This window comes from Lysinibacillus sp. FW301-JW8, assembly GCF_058788755.1.
The window spans coordinates 18,685-41,599 of record NZ_JBYTBB010000049.1 but is presented as its reverse complement, the minus strand read 5'-3'; the positions used below and the strand labels follow the sequence as shown (position 1 = coordinate 41,599).

24 protein-coding genes are annotated in these 22,915 nt (G+C 37.0%); 12 read left to right on the top strand and 12 right to left on the bottom strand.

Annotated features, from left to right (window positions below):
- Positions 1–222 precede the first annotated feature (222 nt).
- Positions 223–1,530 carry a sigma 54-interacting transcriptional regulator gene (locus AC3WOM_RS18380; RefSeq protein WP_492447889.1) on the top strand — a complete coding sequence of 436 codons (1,308 nt, stop codon included), beginning with the start codon at positions 223–225 and terminating at the stop codon, positions 1,528–1,530.
- Between the two features lie 53 nt (positions 1,531–1,583).
- Here AC3WOM_RS18380 and yugI read toward each other — a convergent pair whose 3' ends face one another.
- The 3 genes from yugI to AC3WOM_RS18365 form a co-directional block, all read right to left on the bottom strand.
- Positions 1,584–1,961, bottom strand: a complete 378-nt coding sequence (gene yugI, locus AC3WOM_RS18375) for a S1 domain-containing post-transcriptional regulator GSP13 (RefSeq protein ID WP_427544767.1) — start codon at positions 1,959–1,961, stop codon at positions 1,584–1,586.
- An 89-nt stretch (positions 1,962–2,050) separates the two neighbouring features.
- A complete protein-coding gene (locus AC3WOM_RS18370; protein ID WP_492447888.1) occupies positions 2,051–3,703 on the bottom strand; it encodes a hypothetical protein in 1,653 nt (550 codons plus the stop codon).
- Entirely contained in the window at positions 3,696–4,244 is a 549-nt protein-coding gene (locus tag AC3WOM_RS18365) for an RNA polymerase sigma factor (protein WP_427544771.1), read from the bottom strand. The genes AC3WOM_RS18370 and AC3WOM_RS18365 overlap by 8 nt, the downstream gene beginning before the upstream one ends.
- Before the next feature lie 530 nt (positions 4,245–4,774).
- Between AC3WOM_RS18365 and AC3WOM_RS18360 the strand changes: the two genes are divergently transcribed.
- Positions 4,775–6,115, top strand: coding sequence for a sodium-dependent transporter (locus AC3WOM_RS18360; RefSeq protein WP_427544773.1), 1,341 nt, complete (start codon positions 4,775–4,777; stop codon positions 6,113–6,115).
- A gap of 87 nt (positions 6,116–6,202) precedes the next feature.
- Here AC3WOM_RS18360 and AC3WOM_RS18355 read toward each other — a convergent pair whose 3' ends face one another.
- On the bottom strand, positions 6,203–6,463 hold the full coding sequence (locus tag AC3WOM_RS18355) for a DUF1871 family protein (protein WP_427544775.1): 261 nt from the start codon (positions 6,461–6,463) through the stop codon (positions 6,203–6,205).
- A gap of 72 nt (positions 6,464–6,535) precedes the next feature.
- Here AC3WOM_RS18355 and AC3WOM_RS18350 point away from each other — a divergent pair, with 72 nt between their 5' ends.
- Positions 6,536–7,708 carry a MalY/PatB family protein gene (locus AC3WOM_RS18350; RefSeq protein ID WP_492447887.1) on the top strand — a complete coding sequence of 391 codons (1,173 nt, stop codon included), beginning with the start codon at positions 6,536–6,538 and terminating at the stop codon, positions 7,706–7,708.
- Positions 7,709–7,843: 135 nt separating this feature from the next.
- Entirely contained in the window at positions 7,844–8,074 is a 231-nt protein-coding gene (locus tag AC3WOM_RS18345) for a hypothetical protein (protein ID WP_492447886.1), read from the top strand.
- Here AC3WOM_RS18345 and AC3WOM_RS18340 read toward each other — a convergent pair.
- The gene (locus tag AC3WOM_RS18340; RefSeq protein WP_427544778.1) at positions 8,071–8,283 is read right to left on the bottom strand and encodes a hypothetical protein; all 213 of its coding nucleotides are present in this window, start codon (positions 8,281–8,283) and stop codon (positions 8,071–8,073) included. The two genes, AC3WOM_RS18345 and AC3WOM_RS18340, sit on opposite strands and share 4 nt — an antisense overlap.
- 21 nt (positions 8,284–8,304) lie before the next feature.
- Complete coding sequence (locus AC3WOM_RS18335; RefSeq protein ID WP_427544780.1) at positions 8,305–8,892, bottom strand: peptidylprolyl isomerase; 588 nt, start codon at positions 8,890–8,892, stop codon at positions 8,305–8,307.
- 279 nt (positions 8,893–9,171) lie between these two features.
- On the opposite strand from AC3WOM_RS18335, the gene AC3WOM_RS18330 reads away from it, so the two are divergent.
- Complete coding sequence (locus AC3WOM_RS18330; RefSeq protein ID WP_427544782.1) at positions 9,172–11,022, top strand: transglycosylase domain-containing protein; 1,851 nt, start codon at positions 9,172–9,174, stop codon at positions 11,020–11,022.
- 67 nt (positions 11,023–11,089) lie between these two features.
- On the opposite strand, the gene AC3WOM_RS18325 is transcribed toward AC3WOM_RS18330, so the two are convergent.
- The gene (locus AC3WOM_RS18325; protein ID WP_427544784.1) at positions 11,090–11,653 is read right to left on the bottom strand and encodes a DUF5366 family protein; all 564 of its coding nucleotides are present in this window, start codon (positions 11,651–11,653) and stop codon (positions 11,090–11,092) included.
- Between the two features lie 155 nt (positions 11,654–11,808).
- Between AC3WOM_RS18325 and AC3WOM_RS18320 the strand changes: the two genes are divergently transcribed.
- From AC3WOM_RS18320 to mnhG, 7 genes are read left to right on the top strand one after another with little or no spacing between them, the layout of a single operon-like run.
- Entirely contained in the window at positions 11,809–14,223 is a 2,415-nt protein-coding gene (locus AC3WOM_RS18320; RefSeq protein WP_492447885.1) for a Na+/H+ antiporter subunit A, read from the top strand.
- On the top strand, positions 14,210–14,632 hold the full coding sequence (locus AC3WOM_RS18315; RefSeq protein WP_427544788.1) for a Na(+)/H(+) antiporter subunit B: 423 nt from the start codon (positions 14,210–14,212) through the stop codon (positions 14,630–14,632). The genes AC3WOM_RS18320 and AC3WOM_RS18315 overlap by 14 nt, the downstream gene beginning before the upstream one ends.
- Positions 14,632–14,973, top strand: coding sequence for a Na(+)/H(+) antiporter subunit C (locus tag AC3WOM_RS18310; protein WP_492447884.1), 342 nt, complete (start codon positions 14,632–14,634; stop codon positions 14,971–14,973). Before AC3WOM_RS18315 ends, AC3WOM_RS18310 begins: the two co-directional genes overlap by 1 nt.
- Positions 14,966–16,453: a Na+/H+ antiporter subunit D gene (locus AC3WOM_RS18305; RefSeq protein ID WP_492447883.1), complete on the top strand. Its 1,488-nt coding sequence runs from the start codon at positions 14,966–14,968 to the stop codon at positions 16,451–16,453. Before AC3WOM_RS18310 ends, AC3WOM_RS18305 begins: the two co-directional genes overlap by 8 nt.
- Before the next feature lie 4 nt (positions 16,454–16,457).
- On the top strand, positions 16,458–16,937 hold the full coding sequence (locus AC3WOM_RS18300) for a Na+/H+ antiporter subunit E (RefSeq protein ID WP_427544794.1): 480 nt from the start codon (positions 16,458–16,460) through the stop codon (positions 16,935–16,937).
- Positions 16,934–17,215 carry a Na(+)/H(+) antiporter subunit F1 gene (locus tag AC3WOM_RS18295; RefSeq protein WP_427544796.1) on the top strand — a complete coding sequence of 94 codons (282 nt, stop codon included), beginning with the start codon at positions 16,934–16,936 and terminating at the stop codon, positions 17,213–17,215. Before AC3WOM_RS18300 ends, AC3WOM_RS18295 begins: the two co-directional genes overlap by 4 nt.
- A complete protein-coding gene (gene mnhG, locus AC3WOM_RS18290) occupies positions 17,199–17,567 on the top strand; it encodes a monovalent cation/H(+) antiporter subunit G (RefSeq protein ID WP_286924689.1) in 369 nt (122 codons plus the stop codon). The genes AC3WOM_RS18295 and mnhG overlap by 17 nt, the downstream gene beginning before the upstream one ends.
- Before the next feature lie 47 nt (positions 17,568–17,614).
- On the opposite strand, the gene AC3WOM_RS18285 is transcribed toward mnhG, so the two are convergent.
- The 5 genes from AC3WOM_RS18285 to AC3WOM_RS18265 all read right to left on the bottom strand — a co-directional run bounded on the left by AC3WOM_RS18285 (position 17,615) and on the right by AC3WOM_RS18265 (position 22,429).
- Complete coding sequence (locus AC3WOM_RS18285; RefSeq protein ID WP_492447882.1) at positions 17,615–18,085, bottom strand: GNAT family N-acetyltransferase; 471 nt, start codon at positions 18,083–18,085, stop codon at positions 17,615–17,617.
- 417 nt (positions 18,086–18,502) lie between these two features.
- Entirely contained in the window at positions 18,503–19,096 is a 594-nt protein-coding gene (gene cysC, locus AC3WOM_RS18280; RefSeq protein WP_427544800.1) for an adenylyl-sulfate kinase, read from the bottom strand.
- Positions 19,093–20,232 carry a sulfate adenylyltransferase gene (gene sat, locus AC3WOM_RS18275; RefSeq protein WP_492447881.1) on the bottom strand — a complete coding sequence of 380 codons (1,140 nt, stop codon included), beginning with the start codon at positions 20,230–20,232 and terminating at the stop codon, positions 19,093–19,095. The genes cysC and sat overlap by 4 nt, the downstream gene beginning before the upstream one ends.
- 418 nt (positions 20,233–20,650) lie before the next feature.
- Positions 20,651–21,715, bottom strand: coding sequence for a sulfate permease (gene cysP / locus AC3WOM_RS18270; protein ID WP_492447880.1), 1,065 nt, complete (start codon positions 21,713–21,715; stop codon positions 20,651–20,653).
- Between the two features lie 12 nt (positions 21,716–21,727).
- Positions 21,728–22,429 carry a phosphoadenylyl-sulfate reductase gene (locus AC3WOM_RS18265; RefSeq protein ID WP_492447879.1) on the bottom strand — a complete coding sequence of 234 codons (702 nt, stop codon included), beginning with the start codon at positions 22,427–22,429 and terminating at the stop codon, positions 21,728–21,730.
- Positions 22,430–22,915: the final 486 nt, after the last annotated feature.

The following is a 22,915-nucleotide window of genomic DNA, read 5'->3' as shown; positions in this document are numbered from 1 at the left end:
TTTAAAGCCTCTACGTAAGCGTTGTAGTTTGCCTCTTGTGAAAAATCTGTGAACGGTTCGTGTTTGTATGGAATCATACTTTATCCTCCCTCATGAGATGTATATTGGTGTGCAAAAAACATTGACGCAAAATATTTTTGCGTATAAAATATTCTTACACTTATTATAATGCAAAATTTCGTTGCATATTTCAAGTAAAAAATTTTTTGAGGTGCATATTTTATGAAAAATTCTGAACCCTTATTACCTTTTTATGAGTTTATTGCAACAAATGTATCTGTTGGTATTCATGCTGTTGACCTATCTGGAAAAACCATTATTTATAATACAAAAATGAAAGAAATTGAAGGATTTCATTTTGATGAATTAGCAGATCGTTCTATTATTGAAATGTTTTCCTTTCGCCAGCATGAAAGTACTTTAATGCGTGTATTGCAAACAGGCAAGAAGGAAATTAATGTAAAACAAACCTATTGGAATAAAAATGGTCATGAAATAACAACTATTAATGATACTTTTCCTCTTTATGTCAGAAATAAACTAATTGGAGCAATAGAATTTGCTCGTGATATTACATCACTTGAAAAGCTTGTTTATCAGCCCCTTCGACGATATGGTGAACCTTTGACATTTGATATGATTACATCTGATTCTGAATCAATGCAACAGGTGATCGCAAATGCAAAAAAAGCAGCAGCTGTGAAATTACCTGTTTTACTAATCGGTGAGTCTGGTACAGGAAAAGATTTAGTGGCAGAAGGTATTCACCATGCAGCTTCGACTGATCCTGAAGCATTTGTTACACTAGTAAGTCGTCGATCTGCGCAATCTGTTTTAGATAAATTGCAGGAACTCTTACAAGATGTTAAGGCATATACATTTTTCTTTGAACGCATCGATTTCTTAAATCTAGACATCCAGGAACAATTATTAGCAGTACTGCAATCCCTTCCTCAATCCAAATACATGCTAATTGGAAGTGTGGGGAGTGATCCAATTGCATTAATCGCAGAGGGTAAGCTGTCTAAATCACTATATTATTTCTTTGCAACAATGGCGATTACTATTCCAAACCTAACAGATCGAAAAGAAGATATTGTGCCATTTGTAAATGATTACTTTAGCCGTCATCGAGAACGGTTTGCATCCAACGTGACGGACCTTGCACTTGATGTACAGGAATTATTCTTGCAATATGATTGGCCAGGTAACTTAAAAGAACTCGAACTATTGTTAGATGAAATTGTGTCCTTTATGACAACTGAATCTACAGTTACTTCGGATTTCCTGCCATTACATTTTCGCTTTAAAGTACAGCAGCAAGATGCCTCCAATCGTGAACCAGAGTTCTTTATGTTTCATCAGCAAAATGACGTCATGCCTCTCGATGGTTATTTACGCGAAGCCGAATCATATTATGTGCAAAATGTCTTGAATTTATATGAAGGCAATATCACAAAAGCTGCAAATGCATTAGGTATGAGCCGTCAAAACCTGCAATATAGAATCCGCAAAATAAAAAAACAATAGACTAATGAATAAAAAAAACGAGGATACCTCCCACTAAAGGCATCCTCGTTTTCTTATTGTCCTGACTGTTCGATCCAGTCCTGTAATTTATCTTTTAGGGAATTAAAACCATTTGCATCTGACTCATCTACACGATCCTGCAATGATTTACGTGGTGGTGCATCTTTTTTACGTAAAGTCGCTGGGCGTTCTTGTAAAGCTCGAATCGATAAACTAATTTTTTCGGCCTCTTCATCGATTTCAAGTATTTTCACTTCCACCTCTTGCCCAACGGTTAAAAACTCACTAACGTCCTTAACAAAGCCGTACGTAATTTCGGAAATATGCACAAGACCCTGTGTATCTTCATCAAGCGCAACAAATGCACCGTACGGCTGTATACCTGTAACTTTTCCGGTCAACACGTCTCCTAATTCATATTTTTTTACCATAACCTTTTGCCCACTTTCTTTTTGTTTGCTACGTATATATCACCTTAAATTATAACATACGTGCAAAAGCGGGGCAAAAAATCATCTCCTCAATCAATGATTCCAGATATACGATAATAGCCTTCCTTATTTTTTGAAAACTTAACAAGAAACTGCCTACCATATATATTCTGCTGCTCGCTTTCAATTCGAATAGCTACCATTGGATAACTCCCATCATACTCACCTAACTGACTGACAACATCAAAACTTTTTACCTTGCCTAACAAGCTGGTATCAAGCTTTGTCTCAGGGAGGGCTAAAGCCTTTTCTAAAGACTTATCGTCAATTGTTTTTGCATACAAATAGAGAGACACTATATTTAAGGGTCGTAGTTCATTAATAAACGTTTCAGAATCACTTTTCTTATATTGCTCATACACTGCCTCTATCTGCATCATTTCTTGCTCATTAATATCCACAATAATAAAATCATTATCATTAATTAATCCTGTAGTTTCTTCTCTTGTTTGCAAAATGATTATCCAAATATCGTAAGAAGATAACTTCGTTAATGTTGTGGAAATATTGCTTTTCTCTAGCTCTTTTAAAATTGTCACAGCAGTATTTTTAATAAGCTCTCCATACTTACCATCTGCTACATCTCGTAAAAAATTCAAATGATCCACATGAAGCTTCCCGTTGTAAGCAGGATATTTGGGGCTTCCTTTTAATAATACCAACCATGTATTTTCAAAAGTTTCTCTTAACACCTTATAAGCAGTTGAATCAGGATTGTTATCTGCTAATAAGGAACGTTCTATTATTTTTAAGGAACTAGCTGTTTCTTCTCGTGTATACCTTAAATCATCTGCTAATAATAAATATCCCTTTTCTAAATACTCAAAATAGCCAAAGATATCGGGATGCAGATTATTTATATTAGCTGACCGAAATTCACCATTAATTGGATCGGCTTTAAAATAGAATGAACCATTCTCATCCTTTCTCAATTCCATAAATTGAGCGTTTGCTGCATCAATTATCACCTTTAAATCAGGGTATTTATTAAAATTAATATCAGCTGACTTCCTTAAGAGGGGTTCATATGATTCTAGCAGACCACTATAAAACTCCTCAAGTTCAATGACACTATCTTCATATGTTAGATATACATTTAATGATTCATCATAGGTTAAATCATTCCTATCTTCTATAGTTTCTAGCGTTCTTCTTGGTGTCATTAATCTATTAAGAACAGTTTCCTCGGCATACTTTAAATACTGCTCGTCACTTTCCTGTAATCGTAAATTGTTTTTGGTGTAAAACTCTAACAAACTATCTGCAGTTTTAATAAATTGGAATGCATTCAGTTCATCAATTGAAACGTACAGCTCTTTTCGTATTTGCTCTTTTTTACTATTGTATTTTTTAGTGAGTCGCTCAGCCCAACCCTTCTCTTCTGTCTTTTTTTCATCTTCCTTTAAAGCCTTTTCTTCACTGCGCAAGCTTTCTGGTTGTTGAATAGCATAGGACGAAACAATAACACTAACTAAAAGCACACTTGCAATGCTAACAAACCAAACTGCCGGCTTCTGCCATTTTGAGGGAGGTTTTTGTTCTGAAAGATTTTCCTGCTCTTGCTGTACTTCGCGCTCTATCTCAATTTGTGCGAAAACTGCTTCTGGATCTAATTGCGGTTCCAAACGATTATAGGATTTTTTTAGAAGCTCCATACGTTGCTCAAACTGTCTATCATCCATTTTCAACACTCCCCTCTTGCAATAGCACGACTTTAATTTTTTCCTTTGCACGTAATAGTCGAATTTTGACTGTCGATAACGAGATATTAAGAATCTCTGCTATTTCTTCATACTTGAGTTCATGAAAATAAAATAATATAAGTGGATAACGATATTTTTCATTGAGTGCTTTAATGGCATTATGTAATACTCTATCCTCCTCAAAATTTAGCACATGCATTTCTGCCGAAGAGGATGGGAGCTGCCGCTGCACACTTAATCTTTCTTCCTTTGCTTGTTCTCGCTGCTCCTTACGATAATAGTCACGCGTGGCATTCAGTGTAATTTTATAAAGCCAAGTCGTAAAACGATCCTGTTTAAATTGATGTAAAAAACGATATAGCTTCACAAATACTTCCTGTGAAACATCTGCTAAATCATTACTATGTACGCCACATTGATAGGCAAATTTTTCAACTGTTTGTTGATGTATTTGAATAAGCTCTATATAGGCTTCTTTATCCCCTTGCTGTGCCTTCGCTATTAATTCAGCTTCCGTCAAATTGACCCCTCCTTTGTTTATGGAACGAATAAATACTTCTAATTGTTACAAAATTTAGTTGTGCTTACTTCAAAAAAAGCACTTTTATCAATATACACCTAGGATATAGCGTCTGGTTTTTCAAACTTGCTCGAAAAGCTCTCTTTAAAATCCGTGACATCCTCTGAGGACTTCATCTTGATTCATCGGACTACCTATAGGGAAAAAGTATTCTCCTGACGCTTCGCTTTCAGTGCAAAAACATTTGTTGCTGTCGCTACGCTTTCGCACAGTAATTTTGTTGCTGTCGTTGCACTTTCGAACAGTATTTTTGTTGCTGTCGTTGCACTTTCGCACAGTAATTTTGTTGCTGCCGCTACGTTTTCGTACAGTAAAGATCTACTGAATCAAGATAACAAAACCATATTTGTCATCATTCAACAATTTAACTGAATCGCATGCAGAAATCTATTATCAATTTTCTGATATTTGCTTGTGTTATGAAAATATTACGGTAAAATAAAACTTTAGTATAAGGAGGATTTATTTTCGTGTCATCGAGAGATCAATTTACAACTAAAATTGGATTTATTTTAGCTGCTGCTGGAAGTGCTATAGGATTAGGAGCTATCTGGAAGTTTCCTTATATGGCGGGCACAAATGGTGGCAGTGTTTTTATTTTATTATTCATCTTATGTACATTCTTTATCGGCCTTCCAGTGCTAATTGCTGAATTTATGATTGGCCGTCGTGGACAAAAAGATGCTGTAACATCGTTTAAGGAACAAGCACCTGGAAAACCGTGGTATTTAATTGGCTGGGGAGGCATGATTATTGCTGGACTTATCCTGTCATTCTACAGTGTTGTTGGTGGTTGGATTTTAAGCTATTTAGCTCGTGCATTTACATTACGGTTAACTAGCTCTAGTACCAATATAAATTATGCAGATTTATTTGGAAACATTATATCCAGCCCATTTGAAGCAGTTCTTGTCCAAGGACTATTCATGCTATTAACGGTAGTCATTGTATCAGCCGGTATCAAAGGTGGTATTGAAAAAGCGAGCACTTGGATGATGCCACTACTATTCATCTTTTTCATTGTATTAGTGATTCGCTCCTTAACATTGGACGGTGCAATGGAAGGTGTTAAGTTTATGTTTGTGCCTGACTGGTCATACTTCAATGCGGAAACATTTTTAATGGCGCTTGGACAAGCATTCTTTTCATTAAGTGTTGGTATTGCGGTAATGATTACGTATGCTTCCTACCTATCCAAAACCGAAAAAATAGGGAACTCTGCGATTAATGTTGCATCAATGAATATCATCATTTCCTTACTTGCGGGTTTGGTTATATTCCCAGCAGTGTTTGCGCTAGGGTATACGCCCGATCAGGGTCCTGGTCTCGTATTTATTATTTTACCTGCTGTTTTTGAGCAGTTACCACTTGGTGGATTATTTCTAACAATTTTCTTTATTCTTTTACTTTTTGCAACGGTAACATCTTCGATTTCTATGTTAGAAATTGTCGTTGCTATTGCTATTGGTGATAAGCCTGAAAAGCGTAAAAAAATTGCTTGGATTGGTGGCATCATTATTTTCATTTTTGGTATACCAAGCGCACTGTCATTTGGTATCCTATCAGATATAAAAGTTTTAGATCGCTCTATTTTTGACTTTGTTGACTTTTTGACGAATAGTATTGGGATGCCGATTGGAGCCTTACTAATTTCCATTTTTGCTGGCTATTACTATACAAAGGACATTTCACGAAAAGAGCTTGCTTCATCTAATCTAATGTTTATGATTTGGTATATTTTAATTCGTTATGTTTCGCCATTAGCCATTTTTATTATTTTTATTCAAGGAATTTTACCGCTGTTTAAATGAATTTCATCAAAAAAAAACGAGGTCGTCACAACTTGATGGACAACCTCGTTTTCTATCATAGTTTTCTATCATAAAGCAAAGCCTTTGTTAAATAATACACTTTGCTTCGAATTTAATGGCAATTAGTTTGTATGATATGTCTACACAATCCTCAAATGGAATCCATTCTTCAAACGAATGCTCATAAGTTTCTTGTATAACCTTTGCAAGAATAGATGGATCATCAATACCTTGCAAAGCTGCTACAACATCTGCTGTTTCAGTATCATAATGGTCTGAACCTAAGTGGAATGGATCCCACTTCTCTAGCAGATGTACAGCTGCTTGATTCATTTTAATATTTTCCAAAATACTCACCTATTATCCTTTTATCATACTCGTATGATACCATAGTAAATAAAAAAGAAAAGAGTGATTTGCTTGTCTATTTTCGATCAAACTAATAAACGTCGTTGTACAAACTCTGTAAAATGGGATGCAATGGAAAAAGTATATGGACTAAAAGATGCTTCGGACATTCTGCCAATGTGGGTAGCCGACATGGACTTTACCGCACCAACAGCTGTAACAAAAGCACTGCAAGAGCATACTGAAAAAACGGTTTTCGGCTATAGTTTTGTTGGCGAGGAAGCAGTGCAGTCGATTATAGACTGGCAAAATACTCGTCATGATTGGCATATTGAAAAAGATTCGATTCTATTTTGTAATGGTGTAGTTGCTGCTTTAGCGAATTGCATTACAGGGTTGACAAATCCTGAAGATAAAGTACTTATTTCCTCACCAGTTTATCCGCCATTTTTTAATATTCCTAAAAGCAATGCTCGAGAGATCATTAGCTGTCCTTTGGTTGAGCAAGACGGTACATTTGTTTTTGACCTCGTAGCCTTTGAACAGGCATTATCTCAAAACATCAAAGCTTACATATTGTGCAATCCACATAATCCAGGTGGCTACGTATGGGATGAAGCAACGCTAAAAGAAATCGTGCGCCTTTGTGCAAAATACGATGTTTTGATTATTTCAGATGAAATTCACTCTGATTTAATGATTGATGGTGCAACCCATACACCACTTGCAAAAATTGCTGGTGCTGAAATTGATCGTATCATTACTTGTATGGCTCCAACAAAGACATTTAATTTAGCTGGTATACAAGTAGCCTATATGATTGTGACGGATAAGCGAAAACGTTTAAAATTAGAAGCCATAAATATGGCAAGCGGTCAAGGCTCATTAAATACCTTTGCTCCTGTTGCACTGCAAGCAGCTTACACAGAAGGCTCTTCATGGTTAGATGAGTTACTTACTTACATCTCCAAAAATATGGACTATGTCATCCAAGAATTAGAACAACTGCCAGGCATTCGCATCACAAAACCACAGAGCACCTATTTGCTTTGGATAGATTATCGAGAGCTAGCACTAGATGAAAAAGAAATGATGAAACGCCTATTTGAAAATGGTAAGCTGGCATTAGAGCCAGGAACTAAATATGGTGAAGAAGGACGAGGCTTCCTGCGTATGAATGTAGCTTGCTCCTTTGATACAGTCAAAGATGGTGTTCAGCGCTTTAAAAAAGCTCTACAACCATAATGAGCTAGTAGTGAAGGGTATCTCCTATTTGAGATATCCTTTTTATGTTTTAGAATTTCAAATTGGTGGAAAGGTTTGTTAGTTCCTTCTATCTTTTTCACAGGAATGTTATTAAATTTGCTTGAGGTGATTTACATGGAGTTAGTGCCATTAGCAATAGAACGAGCATACATGACCTTTTTATTTCCATTTGCTTATCAAATGAAATATCGTTCTCAGCTTAGCAATGTCCTTAAAAATGAGGGGTATTCCTTTTTTACACTAAACAAAAGTCCATTAGAAATCAAATGCGACGCTATAAAAGAAAATAAAAAATTGCCTCGTAGTCCTAAAGTGGCTACGAGGCAACTAGCATTCTTACCTTAAATATTTTGCTGATTGTTTGTTTTGCTCTTCTCAGCAAGAATACGTGCTTCAATTTCCTTAGATTTTATTTCTTGCTTTTTTGAAATTTTACGGAAAATCGTAAATACAGCAATACATAAGATAAGCATTACTAAAAATTCAAAAGCAGCAGGAATATAGCCTGATTTATCTTCAGGGAAATATAAAAATTGATACATTAAGGGTTTCATCTTTACACGTCCTTACAATTATTATTCAAAAACTGTAATTGACTCAATTTTCACATCTTCTAGAGGTTTGTCACGGAAATCTTTTTCAACCTCCGCTAATTTGTCAATAATATCCATTCCCTCAACCACATGACCAAATACTGTATGCTTATGATCTAACCAAGGTGTACCACCATTTTTTGCGTAAGCTTCAATGATTTCCTCTGGGAAGCCTGCACCTTGTAATTGGCGAAGCATATCACTTGGAAGGTGCTTCATTTGAACGATAAAGAATTGTGAACCATTAGTGTTTGGACCTGCATTTGCCATAGAAAGGGCACCACGAAGGTTAAATACTTGATCTGAGAACTCATCTTCGAAAGAGTTACCCCAAATAGATTCGCCACCCATACCTGTACCTGTTGGGTCACCACCTTGAATCATAAAATCTTGAATAACACGGTGGAAAATAATACCGTTATAGTAACCTGATTTTGCATGACCTAAGAAGTTTTCAACTGTTTTTGGTGCATGTTCTGGGAATAACTTAATTTTAACTGCACCTAACGTTGTTTTCATTTCTACAAGTACTTCGCCTGCTTGTACTTCTGATGTTAATTGTGGAAACATTGGAGTCTCTCCTTTAAATGTAATTTCAGTTTCGCTGAAAATGATAATAGCTTATCATTTCTGACCTCATTTTAGTCTAACATACTTCCTACAGGTTTTCTTCACCAAAGTATTGACGATTTTTGCACTTTTACAATCATTTATTATCTAAATATAGTAAGAGAAATCAATACAGCCATCAAATTTCAAGAAAGTACAAATAGGTCCGAACGCGTATTTGGAAACCATCCAAATTATGTTATTCTGTTGAGGGACTCATAATATAGAGTGGAGGCACACATGAACAAGGCTTTTGGTTTTTTTATCATACTTCTATCCTTACCTGTCCTTTGGTGGGTTAGCACTAATATTAGAACAGAAATTAATACGGCAAAAGCACACGAAGAACAAATTGCTAGCGCTATTCATTTACCGGAAGTACAGGCACAGCTTCCCGTAACACTTATCGATCAAAACGGAGAAATTTTTAGTGAGGAGTATGTCGAATGGCGGCAGCCACTTACCTTACAAGAAATTCCACAAATTGCCCAGGAAATTTTTATAGCAAGTGAGGATGCTCATTTTTATGATCATATTGGCTTTGACTTCAGTGCAATCATTCGGGCAGTTGTAGCGAATTCAAATACCAACTCAGCTTCACAAGGTGGGAGTACTATTACACAACAACTTGTTCGAATGCGCTATTTATCGGATGAAAAAACTTATGAACGAAAATTAACAGAGCTTTTTTATGCGCATGAGCTTGAGAAAGAATTCGATAAAGATACGATTTTAACCATGTATTTAAATGAATCCTATTTTAGTAATCAGGTTTATGGAATTGGCGGTGCAGCTACCTATTATTTTCAAAAACCACTCAAGGAACTTTCTATTGCTGAGATGACTTTTATTGCAGCTATTCCAAATAACCCGTCACTGTACAACCCTTTAAAGAATTTCGATAACACCAAAGCCAGGCAGGAGCGACTATTAGACACACTTGCAGCGAGCGGTGCCATAACGCTAGAAGATGCCGCTAACTATAAGGCTGAACCCATTACATTGAATGTAAAAAGTAAAGTTCAACAGTATCCTACATACAGCACATATGTCCTACAAGAACTTAGATGGTTAGTGGCAGAAAAAGAAGGTTTTACAGATCGACTTGCCAATGCACCGAATGAGGAAGAAAAGAAAAATATCAAAGCACAGCTAGACAATCGACTCAATACATTATTTCAAAATGGACTAACAATCTATACAGCCCTTAATCCAAGCAAGCAATCACATGATGAAGAAAAAATGACAGCCATTTTAGGCGCTGGCAAATTACAGGCAGCAGGAGCAGTCATAGATAATAGTACACGCGAAATTATTAGCCTTTATGCAGGAAAAAATTACGAGAAATTTGATTATCATCGTGCCTTTCAAGGTACACGGCAGCCAGGCTCAGCCTTTAAACCACTAGCTGTCTATGCGCCGTTCTTTGAAACAACCGCACATACACCTGATACTATCGTTAATGGTGGGAGCTACTGTGTCGGATCATTTTGTCCTCAAAACTATGGGGGCTATACCTATGGAGATGTGCCAATTCGGGTAGCATTTCGTCATAGTTATAATACATCTGCCCTGCGACTCTTTAAGACGGTTGGCATTGAAACAGCATTCAATTATCTAGATCGTTTTCATTTTCGTTCTATCGTTGCAAAGGATCATGACTATGCTGCAGCATTAGGGGGATTAACATATGGCGTAACAGCACTTGAGCTGGCAGATGCCTATACTAGCTTTATAGACGGTTCCTATGTACTGACCCACAGTATACGTAAAGTGATAGCAGCTGATGGAACTGAGCTCTATAGTTGGAATACGGAGCGCGATCAAATTTGGACTCCAAAAACAGTAAAGTATATGCGTGCGCTGCTGGCAGATGTTGTTGCGAACGGTACAGGACAGGGTGTTTATAGTACAAGTAACTATATCGGTGCAAAAACTGGTACAACAAATGACTATCGTGACTACTGGCTTGCTGGCTTAACAGAAGAGCATACAGCAGCTGTGTGGCTTGGCTTCGATAAGCCACAATCTATGGAAAATTTAGAGGCCTATAAAATTCACCATCAGCTTTTTAATGTATTGCTGAAATAATTAAAGAAAAAGAGCAGTCCATAGTGAAGTCTCACTATTTGGACTGCTCTTTATCATTATATAATGCTTAACTAGCAAATGGTAAGCTCGCCAAAATACCATTATATAATTTTAAAACCACATAAACTAAAAGCGATAATAGTATGGTCCACATAAAAAGCTCAAAAACTAGTAAACCAATTGTTCCACCCATTGACATAAAATGGCTCATCTTATAAATAAGGTAGATAAAATAGATAAAAATAGTTAGCACAAAAATACCCACCAACACATAAATGAACTGAATGGCAAAGGCTGAACAAATTGCTCCGACAAATAAAATAATAAAGCCGCCCCGAGCCTGACTAACTGTCGCACCATCCTGATCTTTAGAAAAAAATAACATTCCTAACTCATGAATAGTTTCTCCCACTAATTTTAATGCTGAGAAAACCATAAAGAAAATCATGGCAAAGACAATTAGTAAAAACACACGGAGCTCAAAATCTGATAAAAATTCCCGCATACCTGAATACACGCCAATGGATCGGAAAATTTGCAAAGATTCTCCAACGGCATACATTCCAAATGTTAAACTAAACAATAAAATTGTAATTAATGGCAGATAACCATAAATATAAGGGTTCCTCATAAAAAATTTTTTTCCTCTATTTTTATTGATAACTTCCTATTTATAATATAGCCAAAATTCTTCCGTTATCGCAAGCTAAAACCTATACGTACATATGCATTCCTACAAAAAGTGCGCTATAATGGACACACTTACCTACATAAAGGAGGATTTTTTTGTTACAAGTACTTTATATTTTCATACCAATGCTTGCTGCGATATTAGTGCCCTTTTTATATAAAAGCATTAAAAATATTCACACAGGCTGGTTTGTTCTTGCAGTTCCTGCTACACTCGCGATTATATACACTTCTTATATCGCAAAAGTGGCAGACGGTGAAGTATTTCATGCAGAGCTTCCTTGGATTCCATCACTTGATATTTCCGTCGTTTCTTATTTAGATGGACTTAGCTTGCTATTTTCATTACTAATTACTGGAATCGGCTCACTGGTCGTGCTTTACTCCATTTTTTACTTAGATAAACATAAAGAAAAATTACATAATTTTTATGTTTACTTATTATTATTTATGACCGCTATGCTAGGTGTAGTACAATCTGATCATTTAATTACTTTGTACTTTTTCTGGGAATTAACGTCTATTTCATCATTTTTATTGATTGGCTACTGGTATACTCGTGATGCATCTCGGCTTGGTGCGCTTAAATCAATGATGATTACAGTCGGTGGCGGCTTAATGATGCTGGGAGGATTCATTCTTCTTTACCTAATGGGCGGAACATATTCAATTCGTCAACTGATTGTCCTTGCACCAGATTTAGTGCACCACCCATTGTTCACTTGGTCACTCATTTTATTACTTTTAGGAGCATTTACGAAATCCGCACAATTCCCATTCTACATTTGGCTGCCAGATGCAATGGAAGCGCCAACACCGGTTAGTGCCTACCTCCACTCCGCTACAATGGTAAAAGCAGGTATTTATTTAGTTGCACGCTTTACACCGATTTTTGCTGTTTCTGAGCTTTGGGTGTGGCTTGTTACAAGCATAGGTATCTTAACCTTATTCTGGGGTTCTTTCTTTGCAGTCAAGCAAACCGATTTAAAAGGAATTCTTGCTTTCTCAACAGTGAGTCAGCTTGGACTTATTATGTCATTGCTCGGTGCAAGTGCGGTAGCTTATCATACTAGTGGAGCAATAGATAGCATCAAGTATGCAGCCTTTGCAGCCATCTTCCATCTCATAAACCATGCAACCTTTAAAGGTAGCTTATTCATGATAGCAGGTATTATTGATCATGAAACAGGTACACGTGATATTCGTAAACTAGGTGGCTTAATGAGTATTATGCCAATTAGCTTTACAGTCGCGGCAATTGGTAGTTTATCAATGGCAGGTCTACCTCCATTTAATGGTTTCTTAAGTAAGGAAATGTTTTTAACTGCTATGCTGGCACTTCAAAATTTCGAATTTTTCGGCTTTGATACATGGGGGGTACTTTTCCCTATTATTGCTTGGATTGCTAGTATTTTTACATTTATTTATAGCTTTTATTTTGTCTTTCGAACATTTACTGGCAAATATACACCAGAAAAATTACCTCAGAAACCACATGAGGCTCCTATCGGTATGTTAATTTCGCCAATGATTTTAGCAGCATTAGTCATAGCAATATTCTTTATTCCGAATTTTGTCGGTGATACTTTTGTCAAGCCGGCTGTCCAAGCTATTCAGCCATTCCTCTATGACTCACCACAGGACATTGACATTCATGTAGCTGCTTGGCATGGTCGTATAACACCCGAATTACTTATGACAATTGGTATTGTCATTGTTGGTGTTTTATTGTTTGTAGCATTACCGAAATGGCAAGGTATGTACACACGATTCCCACAGGCATTTACGTTAAACAATGCCTACGATAAAATGATGCTTGGTCTTGATGCGGGCTTAAATCGCGTATCACGAATTTATATGACAGGCTCTATGCGCCACTATTTACTTTATATGTTTAGCAGCATTGCAGCGATTGTCATAGGCTCTTTATTTGTAAAGAATGCCTTTACATTCTCTTTCCAAGATACGGCACCTATTCGCTTGTATGAGATTATTTTAGTGGTGGTTTTAGTCATTGGCACAACCATTACAATTTTAGCAAAATCACGTCTAACAGCCATTATAGGGCTCGGATCTGTTGGTTATACAGTGGCATTATTCTTTGTTATTTTTAATGCTCCTGATTTAGCATTAACACAGCTAGTTATTGAAACAATCTCTGTTGCATTATTTTTATTAGCATTTTACCATCTCCCTAAGCTTGGGAAACGCGAGGAACGCATGAGATTCCAATTAAATCGTGCGATTATTTCAATTGCTGTTGGTGTTATGGTTACACTTGTAGCACTGTCCGCACATTCACAAAAATTGATTCCAACGATTTCGAAGTATTATGAGGAAACAGTTTATTCAAAAGCTGGCGGTGGTAACATTGTTAATGTGATTTTAGTAGACTATCGTGGCTTCGATACATTATTTGAAATTACTGTACTAGGTATTGCTGGCATGGCCATTTTAGCAATGATTAAGTTACGTATGAATAGAAAGGAGAAACCGCATGAAAACAAATGATGTCATTATACAATTTACAGCAAAAATTGTATTCTTCATTATTTTCTTCTTTTCCATTCATATTTTTCTGGCTGGTCATTATACACCAGGAGGAGGTTTCGTCGGTGGACTTCTAACATCTAGTGCCATCGTGCTCCTAGTACTTGCCTTTGATTTAAAGACAGTCCGCCATGTTTTACCTATTAATTATACGTATTTAACAGCAATTGGCTTGTTATTAGCCCTTGCAACTGCTGCTTTCCCAATGTTTGTTGGCAAGCCATTTTTCACACATTTTTTTGATTATTTCAATTTACCGCTTCTTGGCAAACAGTCACTTCACACGGCTATGCTTTTTGATAGTGGTGTCTATTTGGTTGTTGTCGGCGTTACGATGACCATTATTCAAACGATTGGGGAGGATGAATAATGGAAATAATTATGGCCTTTGTCATAGGCTTTCTGTTTATGGCAGCGACTTATTTAATCTTATCCAAAAGCTTATTACGTATCATCATAGGAACTGGTCTTTTAAGCCATGGTGCGCATCTGCTTATTTTAACAATGGGCGGACTTGGAGGAGAAGCACCACCTGTTTTAAATGAAGGTGCGAAAACATTTGCAGACCCATTACCTCAGGCTCTCATTTTAACAGCCATTGTTATTAGCTTTGGGGTAACAGCATTCTTCCTTGTACTTGCCTATCGTTCCTATCAGGAGCTAGAAACAGATGATATTAGCTTAATGAAAGGAAGTGATGAGGATGAATAACTTCCTTCTACTGCCCATTATCATTCCTTTCTTCTTCGGCATGATTTTAATGTTTGGGCAAAAAAACCTAAAATATCAGCGAACATTTTCACTACTTGGTATAGGCATTGCACTTATATCGGCCATTTCACTTCTTATGAAGGTTAAAAATGATGGTATACAAAAGGTAACATTTGGCGACTGGCCTGTGCCATTCGGTATTACGATGGTGTCTGATATGGTATCTGTATTACTTGTCACAACAACACTGCTGATTGCATTTTTTGTAGTTTGGTATGGCTTTGGTTCCATCACAAAGGAACGAGAGCGCTTCTTCTACTATCCTGGGATTATGTTTATTTTAACTGGGGTAAACGGAGCATTTACTACAGGTGATATTTTCAACCTTTTCGTATTCTTCGAGGTATTGTTAATGGCTTCGTACCTGCTAATTGTTTTAGGAGGAGAAAAAGGACAGCTTAAAGGCTCAATTAAATATATATTAATCAATGTGATTTCTTCAGCATTATTCGTTATAACAGTGGCCTTCCTATACTCTGTAGTTGGAACCTTAAATATGGCAGATATCGCTGTAAAAATAGCTGAAATCAATCAGCCTGGTATTGTTACTGTTATAGCTGTACTGTTTTTAATGGTATTTGGTTTAAAAGCGGCAATTTTCCCGCTCTATTTCTGGCTTCCAACCTCTTATGCGGCAGCGCCAATACCAGTGCTAACACTATTTGGTGCATTATTAACAAAGGTCGGTATTTATGCCATTACACGCACATATACGCTGTTCTTTGTGCATGATTTATCCTATACACATGATTTACTAATGGCTCTAGCTATTGCAACCATAGCAGCTGGCTGTATTGGAGCACTTGCATACTTTGATGTTAAACTTATTATCATTTACAACATTGTTATTGCAGTAGGCGTTATTTTATTCGGTGTCTCTCAAATGAACGAAGCTTCCTTAAAAGGGGCCATGTTTTATTTAGTGCATGATATGTTGATTAAGGCAGCTCTATTTATGCTAATCGGTATTGTGATCTATATTACAGGTACATCCGATTTACGAAAAATGGGTGGCCTTATGAAAAAATATCCTGCTCTTGGCTGGTTTTATTTAATTGCTGCGTTTGGCTTAGCAGGAATTCCGCCACTTAGTGGATTTGTCGGAAAGCTTCTTATTGCACAAGGAGGCTTTGAGGCGGGCAGTATGTGGAGTAGTATTTTTATTTTAGCTTCATCACTTCTCGTATTATTGTCTGTGATTCGTATTTTCCTTTACGCTTTCTGGGGTGAAGAAAAAGCAACAACAGGTACGGTCAATAAAAAAGTCTACCAAACACTATTTGTGCCTACTGTTCTTTTAGTGCTTATTACTGTAGCCTATGGTGTGGGATCTGAGTGGATTACACCATTTATGGATGATGCGGCAAAACTATTACATGATCCATCTATTTATATAGATGCTGTTATGAAGGGGGATTGAAGCTATGGCATTTCAAATTATTTTAAATTTTGTACTTGCCTTCGTCTGGATGTTCCTTTCTTCTAATTACACAGTAGCGGGCTTTATTGTAGGATTCCTTCTCGGTATTCTATTGCTTATTATGATGCGGAGATTTTTTGCAGCACGTCTCTATGTCTACCGTATTTGGGCAATTATTAAACTAACTTTACTGTTTTTAAAGGAATTAGTATTAGCAAATATACAAGTTCTTCAAGTGGTCTTAAAGCCTAAATTGGATATGCAGCCAGCATTCTTTGCTTATCCTACTGTTCTAAAACAAGAATGGGAAATTACCCTATTATCAAGTCTTATTACCTTAACACCAGGCACAGTAGTTGTTCATGTATCTGACGATGCGAAAACGTTATATGTACATGCAATCGATATTAGTGATGTCGATGAAGCAATTGCAGCAATTCGAGATTCCTTTGAGAAAGCGATTTTGGAGGTGAGTAAATCATGACAACGTTTATTATGGCTGCGATTGTAGTGATTTGCTTATCAATGATAGCCGTTATTTATCGAATGGTTAAAGGACCTTCTGCATCCGATCGCGTTGTCGCTTTGGATTCATTAGGTGTGTCACTCATTTCGTTAATTGGACTATTCTCCATATTAGTAGAGACAAGCTTCTTCCTTGAGATTATATTATTGTTAGCGATTTTATCATTTATCGGTACAGTAGCTTTCTCTAAATTTATAGAGAAAGGAGATATCATTAAACGTGACAATTCTCGCTAATAGTTTAGTTATCTTTTTTATTTCTGTCGGCGTACTGTTTATTGTTGTAACGGCCATTGGTCTTATTCGCTTACCTGATTTGTACACTCGGGCTCACGCTGCCTCAAAGAGTGCAACATTAGGTGTCATGTGTATACTGATCGGCGTATTCTTTCACTTTTGGCTTATCGAGGACCACTTTAATCCCCGTATTTTGCTAGGTATTTTGTTTTTATTTATCACTGGACCAGTTGGAGGTCATATTATGACTCGCTCCTCGTATATCGCTGGTGTAAAACCCTGGAAAGGCACTGTCCGCGATGAGCTTGGACCAGAAATTGAACGCATGAAAAAGGAACAAGGCATAAAATAAAGATAAAAGGATGGCCAATGAAATCATCTAGACTTCATTGGCCATTTTTAACTATTCGATAGCATAAAAAACTCTCTCTCCAAACCGATACCTTCCCAAAATTCGAGTGCTAAGTCATTTTCTAAATCCACATAAACATTTATGACATAAGTATCGTGCTTTTCATCAAACCAATTTACCAACTCTTCTACCAGACGTTTAGCAATCTTCTGTCGTCTATAGGCTGGTAAAACATAGATTTCATCGATTTGACCATAGATCATATCATACAATAAATCCTTTTTCATAGAAGCCAACCCGAAGCCTATAATTTCATGGCTTTCATTAGTTGCGATATAAATAGCCCCATATTGTGATTGCAAATATTGTTCTAGTTGATTTTGAATACCCTCTCTATCACTTTTCTCTAATTCACAATCTGCCGTTTCTTTCGCATTTTCATTCCATAATCCCAATATTTCATTTACTATTTTTTGATTCATACTATCCTTTGTTAGTAACTGAATATGTATGTTCATCTTAGACAACTCCTATACTATTTGATCAATTTTCGCCTCGGCGTAATTGCGTCCGGATTTTGAATTGTGCCCAGGCCTGCACGAGGCAGGTCAGTTAGCCGTTTTCGCAGGATGCGAAGGTTTTAGGTTAACATCCTTTATTCCTTCCTTTTAAAATCCGTGATATCCGCCGGAGGGTTTAGGCCAACCTATGTTGGTCACTCAGGCGTTTTCACAGGATGTGAAGATTTTAGCATGAGTTCCTCTATTTCAGTAGGTGTTTGGACACTCACTGAAAAGGAACCAAAACTGCATTCATCTCACCACCTGTAGAGGTGGGAGTCTTCTACTGAATGAAGATAAATCTATCATCTCACAACATATAGTTTTACTCTAATAAAAAAATCTGCTTCTTAAAAGCAAGCAGATTCTTTAAAATTATATATATCCTCTTGATGTTAAAATGTCAGTAAGTTGGTCTACACATACTTCAATGGAGTTAAGTTCTGTATCTAAAATAATTTCCGGATTTTCTGGCTCTTCATAGGGTGCACTAATCCCTGTAAAGTTTGGGATTTCAGCATTACGTGCCTTTTTATAAAGTCCCTTTGGATCACGCTGTTCACATGTCTCTACAGAGCATTTCACATAGACTTCTATAAATTCCCCCTCCTCTACAAGCGCTCGTACAACTTGACGATCCTCTCGATATGGGGATATAAAGGCTGTTAAAACAATTTGACCATTTTCCACAAAGAGCTTTGAAACTTCTCCAATGCGTCGAATATTTTCCTTTCGTCCTGCTTCATCAAATCCTAAATCCTTATTCAAGCCATGACGAACATTATCACCATCTAGGACAAAGGCTTGATTGCCACGGTCAAAAAGTCGACGTGCGAAAGCATTTGCTACAGAAGATTTTCCTGAGGCAGATAAGCCCGTGAACCATAAAATAAAGCTTTGATGCTTGTTTTGTGTGCGACGCTCCTCTTTCGTAATGGAAGCCTCATGCCAAACAATATTGGAACTCATTTTAAAACCTCCTTACGCATTCCCTTAATCAACACATCCACTACCTCTTTGCGACTAAACGAATTTGGTGGCACTTCACCATTACGCAGCATTTCACGAACCTTTGTACCCGATAAAATCACATGTGCTGTACTATCATGCGGACAAGTTTTAGTGGTTGCCATCCCCTCACAATTGTTGCAATAGAAGCTATGCTCAAACTTAAGCGGGACAATTCCTAATTCATCTTCTGTAAATTGCTCAAATATCTTTTGTGCATCATATGTGCCATAGTAATCACCAACACCTGCATGATCACGCCCAACGATAAAGTGCGTACAGCCATAATTTTTCCTTACAAGTGCATGGAAGATGGCTTCTTTTGGTCCTGCATAGCGCATGGCAGCAGGGAACACGCCTAACTGCACACGATTTTTTGGATAATAATTTTGTAGTAAAACTTCGTAACTTTCCATGCGAATTGCTGCTGATACATCGTCTGATTTTGTTTCTCCAACAAGCGGGTTCAAAAAAAGTCCATCTATCGTTTCTAACGCAGCCTTTTGAATATATTCATGTGCTCGATGCACAGGATTACGTGTTTGGAAACCAACAATTGTTTTCCAGCCTTTGTCTGCAAACAACTGACGCGTCTCAATCGGATCAAAGGAATACGCAGGAAACTTTTGTTCAAGACGTTTAGTTAATGTAATTTTACCACCCACATAAATACTTGGACGTTCATGCAGTTTCTTAACACCTGGATGCTCCAAATCCTCTGTGCCATATACTAGTAACGCCTCTTTTCGTTTATTTGGCTCATAAATATCAGCAACCTCAATCACACCATAAACTTCGTTAGCATAAACCAGCTTTGCCTCATCTCCAGGCTGTAAAGTTATTGCGACTTCCTTTGTTACAGGTAATGTAATCGGAATACTCCATACCGCACCAGATGCTAGACGTGTATGTTCCACAACAGATTCATAATCTTCCTTAGTTAAAAATCCTTCAATCGGACTGTAACCACCTATTGCAATTAGCTCCAAATCACTGAGAGAGATGACATCAAGCTCTATTGCTTTATTTATATTCGTCACATCTTTCTCCGGATGAAAAGCTTGCACTAATTGACCGCCATGTGAATGTAAACTCATAAAAAATTCCTCCTAATTTTATAAAAATACTACGTTATATAGTTTAGTTTGGGTATTGATTTAGCTATTTGATTAATTTTTTTGTTTTTCTTAATTAGGTTTTAAACTTTTTGATCAGGTTCTCGTTATAGTTGATCAGCTTCCACGCTGTTTTGATCGGCTTCTTATTATAGTTGATCAGGTACCCCTCTTTATTGATCAGCTTCCCTTTTATTTGATCAGGTCTCATCCTTTTTTGATCGGCTTCTCAGGTTTTTGATCAGGTCTCTCCCTTTTTTGATCGGCTTCCCGTATTTTTGATCAGGTCTCTCCCTATTATTTGATCGGGTCCCCCTCTTTAATGGTTAAACCACACTCTTTTTTGATCAGCTTCCCCACCATTCCAACCAATTTCATCATCTTTTAACCACTCATTGATTTAGATACCCTCGCCTGAGTCATATATGGAACTTTCTTCTTCTCGCATTGTTCGCATTAAGCTAATGACCCCTAGCGTTCCAACAATAATGCTTCCAATTAGTATGATGGCGTAGAGATCTTTCTCCAAGAATAGCTGCACTAAAAAATAAGAAATGGCTAAAGAAAATATTGGAGATACAATCCAAATTCGAATGATTTTTCTAACAATTTGCTTATGCAGAATTTGTTTTCCGTTTTTCGCCATTCCCATGCCGATAATAGAGGATGAAGTTACTTGTGTTAACGGTACTGGAAGCCCGAAAATAGAGCTAATACCGACAAGCAGTGCACCTGTGCTGGAAATTAAAATACCTTCTGTCTTCTCGAAGCGAACAATCTTCTTCCCATTTGTTTCAAGTACTCGTTTTCCAAGTAGTATGGCTCCAAGCGCTACAAATGCCCCACCAAGCCAAATTCCATTCGTCACACTCATCATCCCTGCACCTACCAATGGTCCAACTGCATTCGCTACATTATTCATCCCCGCTGAAAATGCTTCAAAAAATCCAGCTAGTACAAGGAGAATCGTTAATATCGGTCGATCCTTTAGCAAATCCTTGACACGTAATTTATACAGCCATTTCCCAAAGACTAATGCAATGACAAATGCAATAATTGGAATTATCACCCAAAATGACATGATGACAAGCAATGATTTTACATAAAGCACCTTATAAGCTATCCCTACACCTACAACAGCTCCTACCGTTACTTCACTTGTCGATAATGGGATTCCTAAAAGATTTGCCAGAAAGAGTGAGCTTGTCGCGGAAATTAAAATAATAATAACAACCTTTACAGTGATGTACTCTTGTGGCATAATGCCAGAGCTAATTGTTTTTACTACCTCTCCACCGCCAAGAACCGCTCCACTAAAAACACCTATGGCACAAATCAGCAAGGCTTGCCAGGCTTTTGGAATGGCTCCTGCACCGTAAGCGACTCCCATAGAAGCCGCTGCTCCACTAGCACCTATATTTAATGCAAAAAATAGACTAATCGCTATCGCAACATATTCAAGCATGGCAAAACTCCTTTATTCATGTAAACCACACTCAGTTTTACCAGATCCTTGCCATCTACCTGAACGTAAATCATCCATCGTAAAGGCTGGCTTTGTGCAATGTTCACAGCCAATGCTTGGATAACCTGTGTCGTGCAAAGGATTGTAAGGCAAATTATGCTTTGAGACATATCGCCAAACGTCCTTCCATGTCCAATGAATGAGTGGACAAATTTTAATTGACTTAAATTTATCATCAAGATTGATAAAATTTGTATTTTGACGAGTTGGCGATTGTTCACGACGCAAACCTGAAATCCAAGCTTTTGCCCCTGCTAATGATTGATGTAACGGTGTTATTTTTCGAATTTCACAACACTTATTTGGATTAGACTTCCATAACTCATCACCGTATTGCTCCGCTTGTTGGGCTAATGTAAGTCCAGGCTTTTGCAAAATAATGTTTAGCTGCGGATATTTCTCTTTCACTCGATCAATAGTTTCATAGGTTTCTTTAAAATGAACATCTGTATCTAAAAAAATAATGGTAGCGTCAGGCTTCACCTTTGAAATTAAATCGATTAAGACGATTCCCTCAATTCCAAAGCTACAAGCATAAACGATATCCTCTCCATACTCTGCATAACTCCACTGTAATACCTCCAGCGCAGCCTTAAAGGTTTCATCAATCTTAAAATCCAATGTTGGCTCATGCCAAGTTGCAAATGTTAACATGTTATCCCCCTTATAACGAAAAAAGACGCTCTAACAAAAGACATAGTTATAACATGTCTCATTGCTAAAACGCCTCTAGTTTGACTAGCCAGCTCTTATATGATGATTGTTTACTAGTATTTGCTACCTTGTTCACAATCATTTTTCTTATTACCAAATATATACTAAATTACACCTAGTAGTCAACTAGGCTTTTTAAAAAATTAAATTATTTTTCTAAACTTTTATCCAACATGTGGTGTGTATGTATCTGTTTTAATGATTTTTTTCTCTCTTTCTATGTAAAATTGAACTGCATCTCTTGATGAAGAGCCACTATTTTTTCAAAAATTAGCAATATTTTTTTAATTCCTTGTTGACTAATAGGAAATATATGTTTAATGTATAACTAAGATTTGAACCAAACCAATAAAAATGCTGATCAGAGGATCTGAAGGCCATCTATCTAGAACGAAATATTCTCGTTCTCAGAGATGGTCTTTTGCG

Coding starts and splice junctions, on each gene's coding strand:
- AC3WOM_RS18380 (WP_492447889.1), top strand. CDS start 223: ATGAAAAATTCTGAACCCTTATTACCTTTTTATGAGTTTATTGCAACA.
- yugI (WP_427544767.1), bottom strand. CDS start 1,961: ATGGTAAAAAAATATGAATTAGGAGACGTGTTGACCGGAAAAGTTACA.
- AC3WOM_RS18370 (WP_492447888.1), bottom strand. CDS start 3,703: ATGGATGATAGACAGTTTGAGCAACGTATGGAGCTTCTAAAAAAATCC.
- AC3WOM_RS18345 (WP_492447886.1), top strand. CDS start 7,844: ATGGAGTTAGTGCCATTAGCAATAGAACGAGCATACATGACCTTTTTA.
- AC3WOM_RS18340 (WP_427544778.1), bottom strand. CDS start 8,283: ATGAAACCCTTAATGTATCAATTTTTATATTTCCCTGAAGATAAATCA.
- AC3WOM_RS18335 (WP_427544780.1), bottom strand. CDS start 8,892: ATGTTTCCACAATTAACATCAGAAGTACAAGCAGGCGAAGTACTTGTA.
- AC3WOM_RS18330 (WP_427544782.1), top strand. CDS start 9,172: ATGAACAAGGCTTTTGGTTTTTTTATCATACTTCTATCCTTACCTGTC.
- AC3WOM_RS18325 (WP_427544784.1), bottom strand. CDS start 11,653: ATGAGGAACCCTTATATTTATGGTTATCTGCCATTAATTACAATTTTA.
- AC3WOM_RS18315 (WP_427544788.1), top strand. CDS start 14,210: ATGAAAACAAATGATGTCATTATACAATTTACAGCAAAAATTGTATTC.
- AC3WOM_RS18310 (WP_492447884.1), top strand. CDS start 14,632: ATGGAAATAATTATGGCCTTTGTCATAGGCTTTCTGTTTATGGCAGCG.
- AC3WOM_RS18305 (WP_492447883.1), top strand. CDS start 14,966: ATGAATAACTTCCTTCTACTGCCCATTATCATTCCTTTCTTCTTCGGC.
- AC3WOM_RS18300 (WP_427544794.1), top strand. CDS start 16,458: ATGGCATTTCAAATTATTTTAAATTTTGTACTTGCCTTCGTCTGGATG.
- AC3WOM_RS18295 (WP_427544796.1), top strand. CDS start 16,934: ATGACAACGTTTATTATGGCTGCGATTGTAGTGATTTGCTTATCAATG.
- AC3WOM_RS18285 (WP_492447882.1), bottom strand. CDS start 18,085: ATGAACATACATATTCAGTTACTAACAAAGGATAGTATGAATCAAAAA.
- cysC (WP_427544800.1), bottom strand. CDS start 19,096: ATGAGTTCCAATATTGTTTGGCATGAGGCTTCCATTACGAAAGAGGAG.
- sat (WP_492447881.1), bottom strand. CDS start 20,232: ATGAGTTTACATTCACATGGCGGTCAATTAGTGCAAGCTTTTCATCCG.
- cysP (WP_492447880.1), bottom strand. CDS start 21,715: ATGCTTGAATATGTTGCGATAGCGATTAGTCTATTTTTTGCATTAAAT.
- AC3WOM_RS18265 (WP_492447879.1), bottom strand. CDS start 22,429: ATGTTAACATTTGCAACTTGGCATGAGCCAACATTGGATTTTAAGATT.